Genomic DNA, 16174 nt, shown 5'->3' with positions numbered 1-16174 from the left:
CTCTTCACGTTTCGGCGACGGGGCGCCGGTAACCGGTCGGGGTGCCGTACAGCCAGCCGATACGTTCGATGGCGGCTTCCAACGTTTCCCGCGCTACGGACATGGTGTTGCCGTTGGCATGGATCATGCTGGTTTCGTCTTCCATGATCGCGACATGCCCTTTCCAGAAGACGAGATCGCCGCGCTGCAGGTCCTGTCGTTCGATCGGTGTGCCAAGGCCCAATGCCTGCATGTCGCTGTCGCGCGGGGCTTTGTGGCCAGCCATGCGCATGGAAAGCTGCACAAGGCCGGAGCAATCGATGCCGAAGCCCGACTTGCCGCCCCAGAGATAGGGCGTTTCCAGGAAAAGACCGGCAACGGAGACATAGTCGGCAGGAACGGGCTCTAACAGCGGCCTGAGGTGGCGGGCGACGAGTGCGCCTCCGTCGGCAAGAAGCAGATAACGTGTGCCACGGGTCTCCGCCTCGCCCGTGATCGTTAGCCGGCTGCCCATCGACAGCGCCATGCGTGTGGGGAAGCGCAGATCCGCGCCGGAATAGACGAAAGTGCGGGGCGCGGTAACGACATGGGTCTGGGCGACGACCGGACCGAGCGCATCCTCGGGCAAATAACCGACATAATCGTCATCGACGGCCTGCACCCAGGCCCATCCATTGTTTCGCTCGAAAACCCGGACCTCCTCGCCCATCAGCAGTTCGGTATCGATGCCAATGGACAGATCCGGTTTCGGGCGAAGCGCCACGACCGGCCGGTTGATGATGGCCGGTTGAGGGGAGACGAAACGATGGGCCTCGATCTGTCCCTTCAGGGCGAGATCGGCAAGATCGGGGCGGAAGGCGTGCAGACGCCGGTCAAGCATTTCAACTCTCCGTCAGCCGAGCGAGCGGCCCCTGGCGATGATGGTATCGCCGAATTTTTCCAGAAACAGCGCGCCGCCGACGGTGCGCTTGACGATGACACTGCGACGGTCGAGCTCGTCGCGAACGCGGTCGACGAGACCCATTTCGCCGAGCGTATCCAGCGCGCGGGTAATCACCGGCTTGGTGACGTTGAGGGTCGCGGCAAGGCCGCGGACGGTATGCGGCGGCGGCACGAGATAGATTTCGAGCAAGACGGCCAGCTGTCGCATGGTGAGATCCGGACCTTGCCTCTGCACCTGTTCCAGCGTCACCTTGTGCCAGAGGCCCAGTGCCTGGGTTGCCGTCATATCGAGGCCCATGCCCCTCCCCCTTGTCGCGGTCAGGGCTTACCGCCCGTGGCCACATCATTCCGGCAAAGGAACGATATGGCAAGGGCAGCCAATCTTCCGGCTCAGTCGGCGCCCGACTGGAGGTAGCGGTAGATCGCCCGGATCGCCTGCGCCTCGCCGCCAACGGGCGAATGGGCGCGCTCCGTCGGCGACCAGCCGAAGATATCGAAATGCGCCCAGCGACGACCGGGCGAGACGAAGCGCTTCAAAAACAGGGCCGCGGTGATGGCACCCGCCATGCCGCCCGAGGGGGCATTCGTCAGATCGGCAATCTGGGCTTTCAGCATGCGCTCGTATCCCTTGTGCAGCGGCATGCGCCACAGCGGATCGTCAACCTCGAGGCTTGCATCGGCGATGCCATGGGCGAGGTCTTCGTCATCCGTGAAGAAGGGCGGCAGATCCGGACCCAGCGCCACGCGGGCGGCACCGGTGAGCGTCGCCATGTCGATCAGCAGTTCCGGATCCTCGGCATCGGCATAGGTCAGCGCGTCGGCGAGGATGAGGCGTCCCTCCGCATCAGTGTTGTCGATCTGGACGGTCAGACCCTTGCGGCTCTTGTAGACGTCGCCGGGACGGAAGGCATTGCCGGCGATGGCGTTCTCAACCGCAGGGATGACCACGTGGAGATCGACCTTGAGCTTGGCATCCATGATCATCAGGGCGAGACCGAGTACATTGGCTGCACCACCCATGTCCTTCTTCATCAGCAGCATGGAGGAGGCCGGCTTGATGTCGAGGCCGCCGGTGTCGAAGCTCACGCCCTTGCCGACGAGGGTGACCTTGCGGTGGCCCTTCTTGCCCCAGCGCATCTCGATGAGACGAGGAGCGACCGTGGAGGCGCGGCCAACGGCATGAACGAGGGGGAAGTTCTTGTCGAGGAGTTCATCGCCCGTGATGACGGAGACCTCAGCCTTGTAGTGTTCTGCCAGACGGCGGACGGCTGATTCGATATCCGCCGGGCTCATGTCATTGGCGGGCGTGTTGATCAGGTCGCGGGCGAGATAGACGCCTGATATCTGACGCTTGATGTCGGCGGCATCGGCATCCTGCGGGATCAGCAGGCGCGGTTCGGTGACGCGTTCGGAGCGATAGCGGTCGAAGCTGTAGGCGCCGAGACCATAGCCGAGGAGGAGACGATTGGCGGTGAGCGGCGCGGTTTCGATATGCCATTCGCCGGCCGGCAGCGCGCGCGCCAGCTTGCCCGTCAGATAGGGGTTTTCCGAGGGGTTGGAGCCGAGGCCAAAGAGGGCCCCGCCGACATGGCCCTCGGCTGTCGGGATCAACAGCACCGAGCCGGGATCGGCCTTGAAGCCCGCCTTTTTGGCCCAATCGAGCGCCAGTGGCTCCAGCGTGCCGGTTTCGACATGGGCCGGGGTGACGGCGAAGACCGGAAGCGTCTTTCCGCCCTTGCTGCTGAAGGGGGACGGTCTTTCGATATACTGGAACGGAGCCATGGTGGACGCTTTCTGGGAAACGAGCGGAAGAATCGCGGGAGTGTCCGATTAACACTCCGTTAGGGTTAACAGATTATTGCTTGAGTGGAGATTGCGCCGCCCTGCAGAGGCGCGGCGGAGGGGACACTTCAACGCGGGACAATCACCATGCGCATGCAAAATCCAGGCTCGGCACATCGTTTGCAGATCATGGCCACGACCGGCCTGGTGCTCGCGGCGCTGACGCTTTCGGGCTGCGCATCCTCGAAGAAGGAGCTGACGACCGGCTCGATCCCGAAGGTCAACCGGCAACTCGACCAGCTGAGCGGACCGCAGCTTTCCCGCGCCGTCGAAGGCATCGGCCAGGCCTACGAACGCAATCCGCGGGATCGCAATGTCGGCCTCTCCTATGCCAACGGCCTGATGATGACCGGGCGCAACACGCAGGCGCTTGCCGTGATGCAACAGGTGGCCATCGCCCATCCCAGCGACCGCGAAGTGCTGGCGGCTCTCGGCAAGGCGCAGGCCGCCGCCGGGCAGCTGGAGAAGGCGCTCGGCACCATTCAGCGGGCACAGACACCCGACCGGCCCGACTGGCGGCTCTATTCGGCCGAAGGCGCCGTGCTCGACCAGCTCGGCCGCTCGAGCGAAGCGCGCTCACGCTACCGCATGGCGCTGCAGATGCAGCCAAACGACCCGAGCGTGCTGTCCAATATGGGCATGTCCTTCGTGCTTTCCGGCGATCTGAAGACGGCGGAAGACTATCTGCGCCAGGCATCGCAGCAGCCGGGTGCCGACAGCCGCGTGCGGCAGAACCTGGCGCTGGTGGTCGGCCTGCAGGGACGCTTCCAGGAGGCTGAGCAGCTGGCGGCGCAGGAGCTCGACCCGCAGCAGGCGGCGGCGAACCTGCAATATCTGCGCGGCATGCTGGCGCAGCAGAATTCCTGGAAGCAGCTGTCCAGCCAGGACATGCCGAAGAAGAAAAACGGCTAAGGCGCCTCAATCCGGAAAAGTCAGCTGCGACCGGCCGCTGGTGAGGTCGCGGACGAGGCTGATCGCCTGATCCTCGTCGCCCTGGCGGAGGGTCACCACGAGATCCACGCCTTCGGCGGTGAAGGTCTCGGCGAGAGCAAGATGCGGGATGGCGGTGAGGCGCGCCTTGACCAGCGCGAGGTCCGAAAAGCTCAAGGCGCATTCTCCCGTCACCATCGGAATGATCTCCTGCTTTTCAGCCGCGCGCAGCATCTGGGCTGCGGTTCCGCCATAGGCGCGCATGAGGCCGCCACTGCCTAGCAGGATGCCGCCGAAGAAGCGGGTGACCACCACCATGACACCATCAAGATCCTGACCGTCGATCGCCTGCAGGATGGGCTTTCCGGCCGTGCCCGAGGGTTCGCCATCGTCCGAAAAACGATAGGCCTGACCGATGCGCCAGGCCCAGCAATTGTGATTGGCGGCGGGATCGGAGACCTTGGCCAGAAAGGCCTTGGCGTCTTCCTCGCCGGATATCGGCGCGGCCTGACCGATGAAGCGGCTCTTCTTGATGTCCTGGACGAAGTCGACGGGGGCAAGCAGGGTGAGGGGCATGGCCTTAAACCTCAGCCTTCCGCTTCGTGGGCGGCGAGCCAGTCGGCGAGCGCTGCGATCACCGAAAGGCGCAAGGCCGCCTTCATGGCAAGCGCGCGGGTGAGCGAGGCATCGCGACTGGAGAAACCGAGCTCGGCCATGACGCCGGAGGGCGAGAGTTTTCGCGCACGCATCACCGCCTCGACTCGCTCGATGGTCGAGGGCAGCAGATAGCGGCCATTGGCGATCAGGTTTGCCGCATCCTCGGGCACCGGCTCCAGGGCGGGTGTGACCGGCGCTGGCTTGCGTGCGCGCACTTCGGCCGAGACCAGATCCAGGAAGGCCTGGCGATCCTCGGGACCGGCCGCGGACCAGGCCTTCAGGAGCTTCTTCAAGGGGCTGGGCTTCTCTTTCTTCGACATGACCGGCTTTCTGTTCGCCCCCGTCCTTAGCCCGAGCGGCGAGCCGGCGCGAGAAAAAAACTTGAAGCTTCGCATCTTCCGACAGGGGGCGAAATTCGGCTTTGGCAACAGCGGCATCGGGGTCTGGATGACCCTTTTCCGGCGGCTGCTTCATTAGAAATTCCTGCCGAACGGAAAGCGGTCGTTAACCTTTATTTTCTACTCAGATAGCTCCGTTTTCGCGTTCTTGTATCCCGCCAGCGTTCAGGTTTCCGATGCATCCTCCCCGTTCAAATTCCGCGTATCAGGTCAATCAGTTAGGGGAGATCAAGGGGGAAGGCGCCGATCAGTCGGCCGCCGACCAGATCGAAGGGCGCGAGGAGACGCCGGTCTGGCAGAAGGCCTTCGTGCTGGGCCCGAATGTGCGCTTTACCCGCACGCCCGACCGGACACCGGCCAAGCCCGAAACCATGCCGGCTCCGGCAGGGCAGCCGAGTGCACCGGTCGCGCGGACCACAGCCCCGGAGCAGACCGTTCGACCAGAGGTGCCGCGGCAGGCCTATGCGCCGCCAGCCCAGCGTGCACAGGTCGCGCAGACCAGACAGACCTCGACGCCGACGAGCAGCGTTCCCTTTGCCGGTCTGCCGCGCACGGGCGCCCCTGCCGCAGCGCCCAAGCCCGAAGCGCCGCGCATGCCGGCCTCGGTGACGCTGCCGCAGCCGCCAGATGCCGTGGGCGCGCGGGCGCTCACCTACAAGCTTCGCCGGGAACTGGCACGCCAGCAGGCCGAACAGGCCGCCTGGGAAGCATCGATGGCGGAGGGCGCCACGCCGCGGGAGATCGGCCCTGCGCCGCAGCCCGTGCAGCCGGCCCCGCTGGTCCAGGGCATGCGCAGCGTGCTGGCGAGCACCCAGGCCGCAACCGTCGGCGCGGCCGCTCGCCCGGTGACCGACAATCAAGTGCCGCCGCATCTGCAGCGTTCGCTCGCCCAGCAGGCGGAGGCGGCACGGTTGGCCGCCCAGCAGGCCATGCCGACGGTGCGTCCACCGATGGTGCGCAACGCCTTCCTTCGCACGCCGCCTCTGCCGGCGGCCCCCGAGCCGGTTGCGGCACCTGTCGCGACCCCCGCGCAGCCGGTGGCAAACACCCCTGCCGTCAACACCTCCGCCCCGTCAGGCTTCGCAGCCTGGGCCCAGATGACCCATCCTGCGCCGAGCATTCCGCAGGCTGCGGCTGCAGTCACTCCGGTGGTAACGCATGTCGAGGTCTCGACCGAAGCACAGGCCGCGCGGCTACCGATCGCCTCGCTTCTCTCCGATCATGTCTTCTTCGAGGCGATGATCGAGCCCCTCGATGCGCCGTCCGAGATCGAGATGGTGCGGCCCGTCACGCCACAGCCGAGCCGTGCCGAACATCATCCGGTGGCCCCGCCGATGCAGCGTGTCGCGGCTCAGCCTGCGCGGACCATTCCGGCACCGGCCCCGCAGGCACCCGCTGCCGTGCGTGCGGAAGTGGTCCGCTATCGTCCGGAAGGCCTTGCAAGTGCCGCCCAGCCCGTGGCGCATCTGCCGCGCAAGCCCGTCTTCGAGGCAACACCAGGTTCCGTGGTGGCCCTTTACCGCCAGGTCGCGAGCCGGGACGTGACGGCAGCGGCTGTTGTCCTTTCGCAGATCCCGATGGCGGCCGAGACGGTGGCGCCGCTCGAGGTTGCCGTTGCCGCACCGGTCCCGGCGGTTCAGTCGCCCGCCCTTCCCTCTCCGGCCATGCAGGCGCGCCAGCCGCTCTTCAAGGCGCAGGAAGCGCTCGGCGAAGGCGAATACGAGCTGCCTTATCTCGACTTCCTGCAGGAGCCGCCGGCCCAGACGGGCACGACGATGTCGGCCGAGGCGCTGGAACAGAGCGCCGGTCTTCTGGAAAGTGTGCTTGAAGACTTCGGCATTAAAGGCGAAGTGATCGACGTGCGCCCCGGCCCTGTCGTGACGCTGTATGAATTCGAGCCGGCACCGGGGGTGAAATCCTCGCGCGTCATCGGTCTTTCCGACGACATCGCCCGGTCGATGTCGGCGCTGTCGGCCCGTGTCGCCGTGGTGCCCGGCCGCAACGTGATCGGCATCGAATTGCCGAACCCGGTGCGCGAGACCGTCTACCTGCGCGAACTGATCGAGACGCCTGATTATGCCGAGACGCGCTACAAGCTGCCGGTCTGCCTCGGCAAGACCATCGGTGGCGAGCCTGTCATCGCGGAGCTCGCGAAGATGCCGCATCTGCTCGTTGCCGGCACCACCGGTTCGGGCAAGTCGGTGGCGATCAACACGATGATCCTGTCCTTGCTCTACCGCTTCAGGCCGGACGAGTGCCGCTTGATCATGGTCGATCCGAAGATGCTGGAGCTTTCCGTCTATGACGGCATTCCGCATCTCCTGACCCCCGTCGTCACCGATCCGAAGAAGGCCGTGATGGCTTTGAAATGGGCGGTGCGCGAGATGGAGGATCGCTATCGCAAGATGAGCCGCCTCGGCGTGCGCAATATCGACGGCTACAATGCCCGCGCCGCTCAAGCCCGCGAAAAGGGCGAGACGATCACTGTTTCTGTCCAGACCGGCTTCGACCGGCAGAGCGGCGAGATCGTCTACGAAGAACAGGAACTCGACCTCTCGCCGATGCCCTATATCGTCGTTGTGGTCGACGAGATGGCCGACCTGATGATGGTCGCCGGCAAGGAGATCGAAGGGGCGATTCAGCGACTGGCGCAGATGGCGCGTGCGGCCGGCATCCACCTGATCATGGCGACGCAGCGTCCTTCGGTCGATGTCATCACCGGCACGATCAAGGCAAACTTCCCGACCCGCGTTTCCTTCCAGGTGACGTCCAAGATCGACAGCCGCACCATTCTGGGTGAACCGGGTGCCGAACACCTGCTCGGCCAGGGCGACATGCTGCATATGGTCGGTGGCGGGCGCATTGCCCGCGTGCATGGTCCCTTCGTTTCCGACGAGGAAGTCGAGAAGGTCGTCGCGCATCTGAAGCTGCAGGGCCGCCCCGAGTATCTGGGCACCGTGACCGAGGATGCCGACGAGGTGGAGGACGAGCCGGAAGAGGATGTTGCCGTCTTCGACAAGAGCGCCATGGGCGAAGAGGACACCAACGACCTCTACGACAAGGCGGTGAAGGTGGTGCTGCGCGACAAGAAGTGCTCGACCTCCTATATCCAGCGGCGCCTGTCGATCGGCTACAACAAGGCCGCCTCGCTGGTGGAGCGCATGGAGCAGGAGGGCATCGTGGGGGCTGCCAACCATGTCGGCAAGCGGGCGATCATCGTCGGCGGACGCGAGGTGAGCGGCGAAGGTGACTTCGAAGGCTGAGGCTTAGAACTTAACGCAATTCCGGACGGAAAACCGCAGACACTTTTCCTGGAATTGCTCGCCGATCGTCAGGGCCGGAACTCCGCCTTGACCTCTTTCATGGCCATGCGATCGACGATCTGAGGCGCGAGCAGCCTGAGCCAGCGACCAAGCTTCATACGGGGCGTCATGAGAACCTCACGGCGCCCCTTTTCCATGCCTTCGCGAATGAGCCGGGCGCAGGTCTCGACCGACATGGCGCGGTCATCGCGGATCATGGAGACGCCGGCCGGTGAACCGCCGGGGCCGAAGCCGCGCTTGCGCAGATCGGTGTCGATTGTGCCGGGATAGGCGATCATCACGCGCAGGCCCTTGTGGGCAAGTTCGGCCCGCAGCGCTTCGAGAAAACCGTTCATGGCGAACTTGGTGGCGCAATACGCGGTGCGGCCTGGCACGCCGACGAGGCCGGCGACGGAACTGACGCCGACGACGAGGCCTTTCGAGACAATGAGATGTGGCAGCGCTGCCCGGGTGAGCCAGACGACAGACCAGTAGTTCATCACCATCAGCTTTTCCGACCAGTCAAAATCCGCATCGGTGCATTCAGAGAAGTTGGCGTGAGCCGACATACCCGCATTGTTGACGAGGACATCGATGCGGCCGAGGCGGGTCATGGTTTCGGCGATCAGGCGGCGGCAGGCTTCACGATCCGTCACGTCAGTGGGCATGACCTCGACGCGGCTGCCGTGAGGGCGCAGTTCCGTGGCGAGTTCTTCCAGACGCGCCGCGTTGCGGGCGGCGAGCACGAGGGCTGCAGACCCCTTCTCCCGCGCTGCAATCTGCCGGGCCAGTTCGCGGCCGATCCCCTCGGATGCGCCTGTGATGATGATGGATTTCATGTCGCCTCTCCTCCCGCCGATCGGGCCTGCAGGGTGCAGTCCGCACCAAGGACGGTCAAGCCAGGGAACCGTCGGCAAGGGCGGCAGTTCGAACAGGGCAAACCGACACGGGAGAAATTGACATGGTAGAAGACCGACGTTCGCTGTTCGTCACCGGCCTCAAGAACGCACATGCGATGGAGAACCAGGCCGTTTCCATCATCAAGCCGCAGTTGAAGCGGATCGAAAACTATCCGCAGGTGGCACGTCGCCTGGAGCAGCATCTCCAGGAAACGGAAAACCAGATGAAGCGGATCGAGGACATTCTCGGAAGCCTCGACGAAGACCATTCCGCGATGAAGGACTGGATGCTCTCTGCTGGCGGCAGCATGGCCGCCATCGGCCATTCGATGGCCGACGACGAGATCCTGAAGAACTCGATCGCAAACTTCGCCTTCGAAAACTACGAGATCGCGGCCTATAATTCGCTCCTGATCATGGCCGAGATGGGCGGCTTCCAGAGCGCGATGGCGGCGCTGCGCGAGAACCTCTCGGAAGAGGAAAACATGGCGCGCTGGCTCAGCGAAAACCTGCGCGAAGTGACGGCCGAATTCGTTACGCGGCGCGAGGCCGGCGAGAGCGCCAAGGTCTGACATACTACGCGAGGGCAAGCCATGGCCGAAGAGCCGAACCGCAGGGGCCTCAACCCCGCACAGGTGCGCGGCGATATCCAGGCGGGGCTGACGGGCGACAAACGCCCGGGCTTCGACCCGGCCATGGCGCCGCTCGAGACCGATGCGGAAGCGGGCGGCGCCCCGCTTTCGCAAGCCGAGATCCAGACGGCGCGGCGAGAGCAGCGCGAGGGACGACCGCGCGATGTCTCCGGCGACAGCGGCACGGCGATGCGCCCGCGCTTTTCGGGAAACCGTGCGCAGCAGGGGCCGTTCTGGCTCTATTTCTTTGGGATCGCCCTCATGGCCGTGATCGGGATCGGAGCGCTTGTTTCGATCTACGCCCTGCCGTGATCCGGTGGCTCAGCCCGTGATCGCCTCGGGCCCGACCCATTGAAAAAACTCATGCTTCGACAAGCCTCATAGGGCTTGTGCCTCGCCATGGCTCCGGTTCAGATTGCGCCCGGTGTCACGCTTTGTGGCGCATGGCAGGAGGAAGAGCATGAGTCGTCTGGATGGCAAGATCGCGGTTGTGACCGGAGGAACGCAGGGGCTGGGCGCGGAGGTTGCGCGGCTTTTTGCCGAACGCGGGGCCGAGGGGCTGGTAATCTGCGGCCGCAGCACGGACAAGGGTGAGGCGCGTGCCAGATCCATCAGCGAGGCCTATGGCACGACGGTGCATTTCGTCTCGGCAGATCTGGCTGATGTCGACGACTGTCGCAAGGTCATCGCGGAAGCGCGGGCGGCTTTTGGGCGGGTGGATGCGCTGGTGAATGTCGCTGCGATCACCGATCGCGGCACGATCCTCGACACGGATCCTGCCCTGTTTGACCGGATGTTTGCAATCAATACCCGGGCGCCCTTCTACCTGATGCAGGAGGCAATCAAGCTAATGCTAGAGACGAAGACGGAGGGCACGATCGTCAACATTTCCTCGATGTCGGCGATGGCGGGCCAGCCTTTCATTGCGGCCTATTGTGCCTCCAAGGGTGCGCTCGACACGCTGACCCGCAATACGGCCTTTGCCCTGCTCAAAAACCGGATCCGGGTGAACGGGCTCAATATCGGCTGGATGGCGAGCGATGGCGAACACCGTATCCAGCGTGAATTCCACGGCGCCTCCGAGGACTGGCTGAAGGAGGCTGCGGCGAAGCAGCCCTTCGGGCGGCTGGTCGACCCCGCCGAAGTGGCGCGCGCCTGCGCTTACCTCTCCTCGGCGGAGTCCGGCCTGATGACCGGGGCGACGATCAATTTCGACCAGTCGATATGGGGCGCCTATGAGGACAGCCCGCATCCGTCGCAACCGTTCTGATCAGTCCTGTACCGGTCGGATGGTATCGATGGCGATATCGCCTTCGACGACGCCGCGGCTGAGGTCGGTGCGGTCCCGATCGAGTTCGATGACCGTGTAGAGCTTCTCCGCGCGGAAGGCGCTGGCCATGCTGGTGGTCACGTCTTCTGCCGGCTTGGCATCGATTTCCATGTAGTCCAGTTCGCTCGCCGCGGCGACGATGCGGGCATCGCCGGTGGAGCGGGCAGCCACGATAACCTCGCCCTGATAGGGCGAATTGTCCCAGCGCGGGTCGTCGGCTTCGGCTGTCGGCACGAGACGGTAGAGGTTGAGCTTCTCCGGATACCGGCTCGCACCCTCCGTTCCGGCCGCGGCTGCAGCGTCACGACGGCGCGCGGCCTCTTCCAAGGGTCGGGTGGTGAGTTTTTCATCCGGTTTGTCCTCCCAAGCGGGGGCATCCTGTCTGTCTCTGTCCATATTCGTGTCTCCCTGTGACGGCGCTCATCCAACGTCCCGGTGACGGTTGCAGTTCCGGTTCGGCTTCGCCGTCGACGGAACAATGGCGGAGAAGATGTGTTCCCGTTGAAAGGGGACAGGCTCATGACACAGACATCGGCAACCAGAAAAAACACGCGTCAGGACGAGGAGGCGCGCGGACGCGAGGCGACCTCGCCCACCAAGATCCCCCGCCGCGGGCTGCGCGACGTGGTGATCCGGATCTATGGGCGGCTGACCCGGGAACGGGTGACGCTGATTGCTGCAGGCGTGGCCTTCTATCTGCTGCTTGCGCTCTTTCCCGGTCTCGGCGCGCTCGTTTCGCTCTACGGCCTGATTTCCGATCCCTCGACTATTGCCGGGCAGATGCAGTTCCTTTCGGGGGTTCTGCCGTCTGGCGCTCTCGACCTCATCCTTGACCAGTTCGAAGCCTTTGCGCAGCAGGCGAACAGCACGCTCAGCATCGGCTTCCTGATCGGTCTCGGGATTGCGCTGTGGAGTGCGCATAACGGGGTAACCGCATTGTTCGAGGCAATGAACCTTGCCTATGCGGAAAAGGAGAAGCGGAGTTTCCTGCATATCACCCTGCTCAGCACCGCCTTCACGCTGGCGGGCATGGTGATGGCAGTCATCCTTGCGACGGCCCTTGCGATCCTGCCCGCCGTGATGGCGGTGGTTTTCGTGCCTGACCGCGTGGAGCTTCTGATGAAGGTCCTGCGCTGGCCGATCCTGCTGGCGCTAATCTGGGGCGGGACGGTGCTCGTCTATCGCTATGGTCCGAGCCGGGCCGACGCGAAGCTGCGCTGGCTGGGGCCAGGCACCCTGTTCAGCACAGTGGCCTGGCTGATCACCTCGCTTGGCTATTCCTACTATCTGGAGAATTTCGCCGATCTCAATGCCACCTATGGCACGCTCGGAACCTTCATCGGCTTCATGCTCTGGACCTGGATCTCAACGGTGATCCTGATCGTGGGCGCCCTCATCAATGCCGAACTCGAGCATCAGACGGCGCGCGATTCGACCACCGGGGCCCGCAAGCCGATGGGCGAGCGGGGGGCCCGGATGGCCGATACGCTGGGCAAGGCCCATTCCTGATCTCACCCCGAAGCGTTTGAGGCCGCGACCTCCCGGCTTCCCGGAAACAGAAGCTCGATGAAGCGCGCGGCCGTCGGCTGCGGCTCGTGATTGGCAAGGCCCGGGCGTTCATTGGCTTCGATGAAGACGTAATCGGGCCTGGACGGATCGCGGATCATGAAATCGATGCCGACCACCGGGATCTTGATGGCCTTGGCAATGCGGCAGGCGGCGTCGACGAGATCGGGATGGACCTGGGCCGTGACGTCATGGATCGTGCCGCCGGTGTGCAGATTGGCCGCCTTGCGGACGGTGATCTCCCGTCCTTCGTCCAGCACGCTGTCGAGATCGAGATCCTGTTCGGCGAGGCATCGCTTTGTCTCGGCATCAACCGGGATGCGGCTTTCCCCACCGGTGGCGGCGGCGCGGCGGCGCGATTGCTGCTCGATCAGCTTGCGGATGGGCGTCTGACCATCCCCAACCACACGCGGGGGACGGCGCATGGCGGCGGCGACCAGCTTGTAATCGATGACGACGAGGCGCAGATCCTCACCCTCGAAGCAGGCTTCGAGAAGAACGCGGTCGCAGACTTGGCGGGCCTGGCGGATCGCCGCCTGCAGCGCTTCCATAGAGGAGATGCTGACCGAAATGCCCCGCCCCTGCTCGCCGCGCGCCGGTTTGACCACCAGCTTGCCGTGCTTCTCGAGAAAGTCCCGCTTGTCATTGTCCGACGCATCCGCGGAAAGCTGTTCGGGCACGGCGAGGCCGGCGGCTTCGGCGAAGCGGCGTGTGACCGCCTTGTCGTCGCAGATCGACATGGCGACGGAGGAGGTGAGATCGGACAGGCTTTCGCGGCAATGGATGGTGCGGCCGCCATGGATCAGGCGGAAGAAGCCGCCGGCCGCATCGGTGACCTCGACATGGATGCCGCGGCGGAGCGCCTCGTCGACGATCAGGCGGGCATAGGGGTTGAGCTCTTCATAGCCCTCGACCGGCTGGGCGAAGAACTTCTCGTTGATGGCGTTCTTGCGCTTGACCGCAAACAGCGGCACGCGACGGAAGCCGAGCTTCTCGTAGAGGCGGATGGCCTTGTCGTTGTCATGCAGGACGGAGAGGTCGAGATAGGCGAGGCCCCGCGCCTGGAAATGCTCGGCAAGTATGCGGACCAGCCCCTCGCCGATGCCGGGCTGACGGGCCTGGGGGTGCACAGCGAGGCACCAGAGCGAGGCGCCGCGCTCGGGATCATCGAAGAGACGCTGGTGGTCGATGCCGGTGACCGTGCCGACGATTTCGCCGGTCGCGTCGTCCTGGGCGACGAAATAGGTGACCGGGCGATTGTCACGCTCGCCGGTGAAGAAGTCCTCGCGCACCTGCACCATGCCACAGGCGGCATAAACGGCATTGATGCCGGCCGCATCCCCTTCCGAGCCCAAGCGGCGGATGGTGATGCCACGCGGGCGGCGGCCGCCCGCACGATAGGTCGAGAGATCGAGCCGGAAGGTGTGGGACGGATCGAGGAAGATCTCCTGCGGGGCACGGGAAAGAAGCACATGCGGATCGCCGACATAAAAGGCGATGTCGCGGCTGTCGGGGGCCTCTTCCTTCAGCGCGTCGAGCAGCACCTCGTCATCGGAAAAGGTGCTGGCGAAGAGAAGTCGGCCCCAGCCGCAATCGAGCACCACATTGCCCTTGGTCTCGGCGCCACCGCCTCTGGCCGCCCGTGCGGTCTGGCCAGAGGTGCCGGGTGCGCGCAGCCGGCTCAGCCGATGAGAAACGGCCTTGGTGCTGCGCGGCTTACGCGCGGCGGCAGACCCCTTTTCGAGTTTCTTCATGGTCATACCTCGTGGGCCTGAAGCCACATTTCGAGCAGGCCAGCCTGCCAGAGCTCGGAGCCCTGGAGCGGCGTGATGTGTTCGGAAGGCGCTGCAATCAGCGCGTCGAGATAGGACTGACGGAAGAGCCCGCGCTCGCGGGCCGCACTCGACGAGAGCGTGTCGCGCAGCATGTCGAGATAGGGACCGGCGATGTATTTGAGCTGCGGGACCGGGAAGTAACCCTTCTTGCGGTCGATGACCTCGGACGGAATGACCTTGCGGGCCACGTCCTTCAGGATGCCCTTGCCGCCGTCGCGCAGCTTTTCTTCCGGGGGAATGCGGGCGGCGAGCTCGACCAGTTCATGGTCAAGGAAGGGAACGCGCGCTTCGAGACCCCAGGCCATGGTCATGTTGTCGACGCGCTTCACCGGGTCGTCCACCAGCATGACGGAGCTGTCCAGGCGAAGGGCCTGATCGACGGGCGTTTCCGCGCCCGAGCGCAGGAGGTGGTCGCGCAGGAGTTCGCCGCTGACATCGCTCTCCGCCATCCAACGGGATTCGAGCTGGGTCTTCAGGACCTCGTGGGAACGGTCGCGGAAGGCCCGGCCGTAATCGGCCACGACATCATTGGAGCCGACCAGCGGCGGGTACCAGTGGTAGCCGCCGAAGACCTCGTCGGCACCCTGCCCCGACTGAACGACCTTGATGTGTTTGGAGACTTCCTTGGAAAGAAGGTAGAAGCCGACATTGTCGTAGGAGACCATGGGCTCCGACATCGCGGCGATGGTGCCGGGGAGCGCGCCCATGAGATCGGCCGAGGGGACGAAGATCTTGTGGTGATCGGTGCCGAAACGATCGGCGATCAGGTCCGAATAGACGAATTCGTCGCCCTTCTCGCCATTGGCTTCCTCGAAGCCGACCGAGAAGCTCATCAGGCCCGTCTGACCGGCTTCGGCCAGCAGGCCGACGATCAGGCTCGAATCGACGCCACCGGAGAGGAGAACGCCAACGGGCACGTCGGCGATCATCCGGCGCTTGACCGCAAGACGCAGGGATTCGAGCAGGCGCTCCTGCCACTCCTCGCGAGACACGGCGGCATCTTCCGGACGACGCAGATAGGAAGGGTCGAAATAGCGGCGATCGGAGAACCGGCCGTCGGGTTCGTAGACGCGAAGTGTTGCAGGCGGCAGCTTGCGCACACCCTTCAGGATCGTGCGCGGGGGCGGCACGACGGCATGGAAGGTCATGTAGTTGTGCAGGGCATCGAGATCGATCGAAGTGTCCACGCCGCCGGCCTTGACGATGGCCGGGAGGGAGGAGGCAAAGCGGATGGCGCCGGAGACCTCAGCGAGATAGAGCGGCTTGATGCCGAAACGATCGCGGGCCATGACGACGCGACCGGTGTCGCGCTCGTGGATGACGAAGGCGAACATGCCGTGGAAGCGGGCCACGCAATCGGGACCCCAGGCATGCCAGGCCTTCAGGATGACTTCCGTGTCGCCATCGGAAAAGAAGCGATAGCCCTTGGCTTCGAGTTCGCCCCGCAGTTCGCGGAAATTGTAGATGCAGCCGTTAAAGACCATGGACAGGCCGAGGTCCGGATCGACCATGGGCTGCTGCGACTTGTCGGAGAGGTCGAGAATGCGCAATCGTCGATGACCGAGCCCGACATTGCCCCTGACCATCACGCCGGCCGAATCCGGCCCTCGAGGGGCCAGAACATCCGCCATGACCGAAACTGCCGCCACCGACGGCGACGCGCCATCAAACCTAACTTCTCCACAAATGCCACACATGAACCGGGCTGAAACCTCCGTTGAAAGACCAAACGAAAAGGTGCCGGCAAACCGCTCCTCGGTTTACCGGACACATATTTTGCAAATGGCCGAGAGGTTCCATTGTTCCATATTTTTTTCCGAAGGCGGAAAGGGCGCGTCTTTCCTCCGGTCCGGCGCGCCCCG

The 16174-nt window shown here is 64.5% G+C and carries 15 protein-coding genes; 6 read left to right on the top strand and 9 right to left on the bottom strand.

Going from position 1 to position 16174, the window contains the following annotated elements; genetic code table 11:
• Positions 1-4: 4 nt before the first annotated feature.
• The 3 genes from M1E12_RS20580 to M1E12_RS20570 all read right to left on the bottom strand — a co-directional run bounded on the left by M1E12_RS20580 (position 5) and on the right by M1E12_RS20570 (position 2703).
• Positions 5-859 carry a C40 family peptidase gene (locus tag M1E12_RS20580; protein WP_479563110.1) on the bottom strand — a complete coding sequence of 285 codons (855 nt, stop codon included), beginning with the start codon at positions 857-859 and terminating at the stop codon, positions 5-7.
• A gap of 12 nt (positions 860-871) precedes the next feature.
• Positions 872-1219, bottom strand: coding sequence for a MarR family transcriptional regulator (locus tag M1E12_RS20575; protein WP_113458267.1), 348 nt, complete (start codon positions 1217-1219; stop codon positions 872-874).
• Between the two features lie 92 nt (positions 1220-1311).
• A complete protein-coding gene (locus M1E12_RS20570; protein ID WP_479563109.1) occupies positions 1312-2703 on the bottom strand; it encodes a leucyl aminopeptidase family protein in 1392 nt (463 codons plus the stop codon).
• A 147-nt stretch (positions 2704-2850) separates the two neighbouring features.
• Between M1E12_RS20570 and M1E12_RS20565 the strand changes: the two genes are divergently transcribed.
• On the top strand, positions 2851-3675 hold the full coding sequence (locus tag M1E12_RS20565) for a tetratricopeptide repeat protein (RefSeq protein WP_479563108.1): 825 nt from the start codon (positions 2851-2853) through the stop codon (positions 3673-3675).
• A 6-nt stretch (positions 3676-3681) separates the two neighbouring features.
• On the opposite strand, the gene M1E12_RS20560 is transcribed toward M1E12_RS20565, so the two are convergent.
• Positions 3682-4269 carry an IMPACT family protein gene (locus M1E12_RS20560; RefSeq protein ID WP_479563107.1) on the bottom strand — a complete coding sequence of 196 codons (588 nt, stop codon included), beginning with the start codon at positions 4267-4269 and terminating at the stop codon, positions 3682-3684.
• A gap of 11 nt (positions 4270-4280) precedes the next feature.
• Positions 4281-4670 carry a hypothetical protein gene (locus M1E12_RS20555; RefSeq protein WP_479563106.1) on the bottom strand — a complete coding sequence of 130 codons (390 nt, stop codon included), beginning with the start codon at positions 4668-4670 and terminating at the stop codon, positions 4281-4283.
• Between the two features lie 254 nt (positions 4671-4924).
• On the opposite strand from M1E12_RS20555, the gene M1E12_RS20550 reads away from it, so the two are divergent.
• Positions 4925-8011 (top strand): DNA translocase FtsK, encoded by a 3087-nt coding sequence (locus M1E12_RS20550; protein ID WP_479563105.1) that lies wholly within the window; start codon positions 4925-4927, stop codon positions 8009-8011.
• A gap of 68 nt (positions 8012-8079) precedes the next feature.
• Here M1E12_RS20550 and M1E12_RS20545 read toward each other — a convergent pair whose 3' ends face one another.
• Positions 8080-8889, bottom strand: a complete 810-nt coding sequence (locus tag M1E12_RS20545; RefSeq protein ID WP_479563104.1) for an SDR family oxidoreductase — start codon at positions 8887-8889, stop codon at positions 8080-8082.
• Between the two features lie 122 nt (positions 8890-9011).
• Between M1E12_RS20545 and M1E12_RS20540 the strand changes: the two genes are divergently transcribed.
• The 3 genes from M1E12_RS20540 to M1E12_RS20530 all read left to right on the top strand — a co-directional run bounded on the left by M1E12_RS20540 (position 9012) and on the right by M1E12_RS20530 (position 10851).
• Complete coding sequence (locus M1E12_RS20540; protein WP_136539996.1) at positions 9012-9521, top strand: ferritin-like domain-containing protein; 510 nt, start codon at positions 9012-9014, stop codon at positions 9519-9521.
• A 21-nt stretch (positions 9522-9542) separates the two neighbouring features.
• The gene (locus M1E12_RS20535; protein ID WP_479563103.1) at positions 9543-9893 is read left to right on the top strand and encodes a hypothetical protein; all 351 of its coding nucleotides are present in this window, start codon (positions 9543-9545) and stop codon (positions 9891-9893) included.
• Between the two features lie 148 nt (positions 9894-10041).
• On the top strand, positions 10042-10851 hold the full coding sequence (locus M1E12_RS20530; protein ID WP_479563102.1) for an SDR family oxidoreductase: 810 nt from the start codon (positions 10042-10044) through the stop codon (positions 10849-10851).
• Here M1E12_RS20530 and M1E12_RS20525 read toward each other — a convergent pair whose 3' ends face one another.
• The gene (locus M1E12_RS20525; protein ID WP_479563101.1) at positions 10852-11307 is read right to left on the bottom strand and encodes a hypothetical protein; all 456 of its coding nucleotides are present in this window, start codon (positions 11305-11307) and stop codon (positions 10852-10854) included.
• A gap of 123 nt (positions 11308-11430) precedes the next feature.
• On the opposite strand from M1E12_RS20525, the gene M1E12_RS20520 reads away from it, so the two are divergent.
• Positions 11431-12420, top strand: a complete 990-nt coding sequence (locus tag M1E12_RS20520) for a YihY/virulence factor BrkB family protein (RefSeq protein ID WP_479563100.1) — start codon at positions 11431-11433, stop codon at positions 12418-12420.
• Between the two features lie 2 nt (positions 12421-12422).
• Here the strand turns inward: M1E12_RS20520 and ngg are convergent, their stop codons facing one another.
• Both ngg and M1E12_RS20510 read right to left on the bottom strand, forming a co-directional pair.
• The gene (gene ngg / locus M1E12_RS20515) at positions 12423-14231 is read right to left on the bottom strand and encodes an N-acetylglutaminylglutamine synthetase (protein WP_479563099.1); all 1809 of its coding nucleotides are present in this window, start codon (positions 14229-14231) and stop codon (positions 12423-12425) included.
• Between the two features lie 2 nt (positions 14232-14233).
• Positions 14234-16009 carry an N-acetylglutaminylglutamine amidotransferase gene (locus M1E12_RS20510; RefSeq protein ID WP_479563098.1) on the bottom strand — a complete coding sequence of 592 codons (1776 nt, stop codon included), beginning with the start codon at positions 16007-16009 and terminating at the stop codon, positions 14234-14236.
• Positions 16010-16174 lie beyond the last annotated feature (165 nt).

The organism is Rhizobium sp. K33, assembly GCF_056501445.1.
Note: the sequence above shows the minus strand (reverse complement) of the source record. Positions and strands in the feature narration are given on the sequence as shown.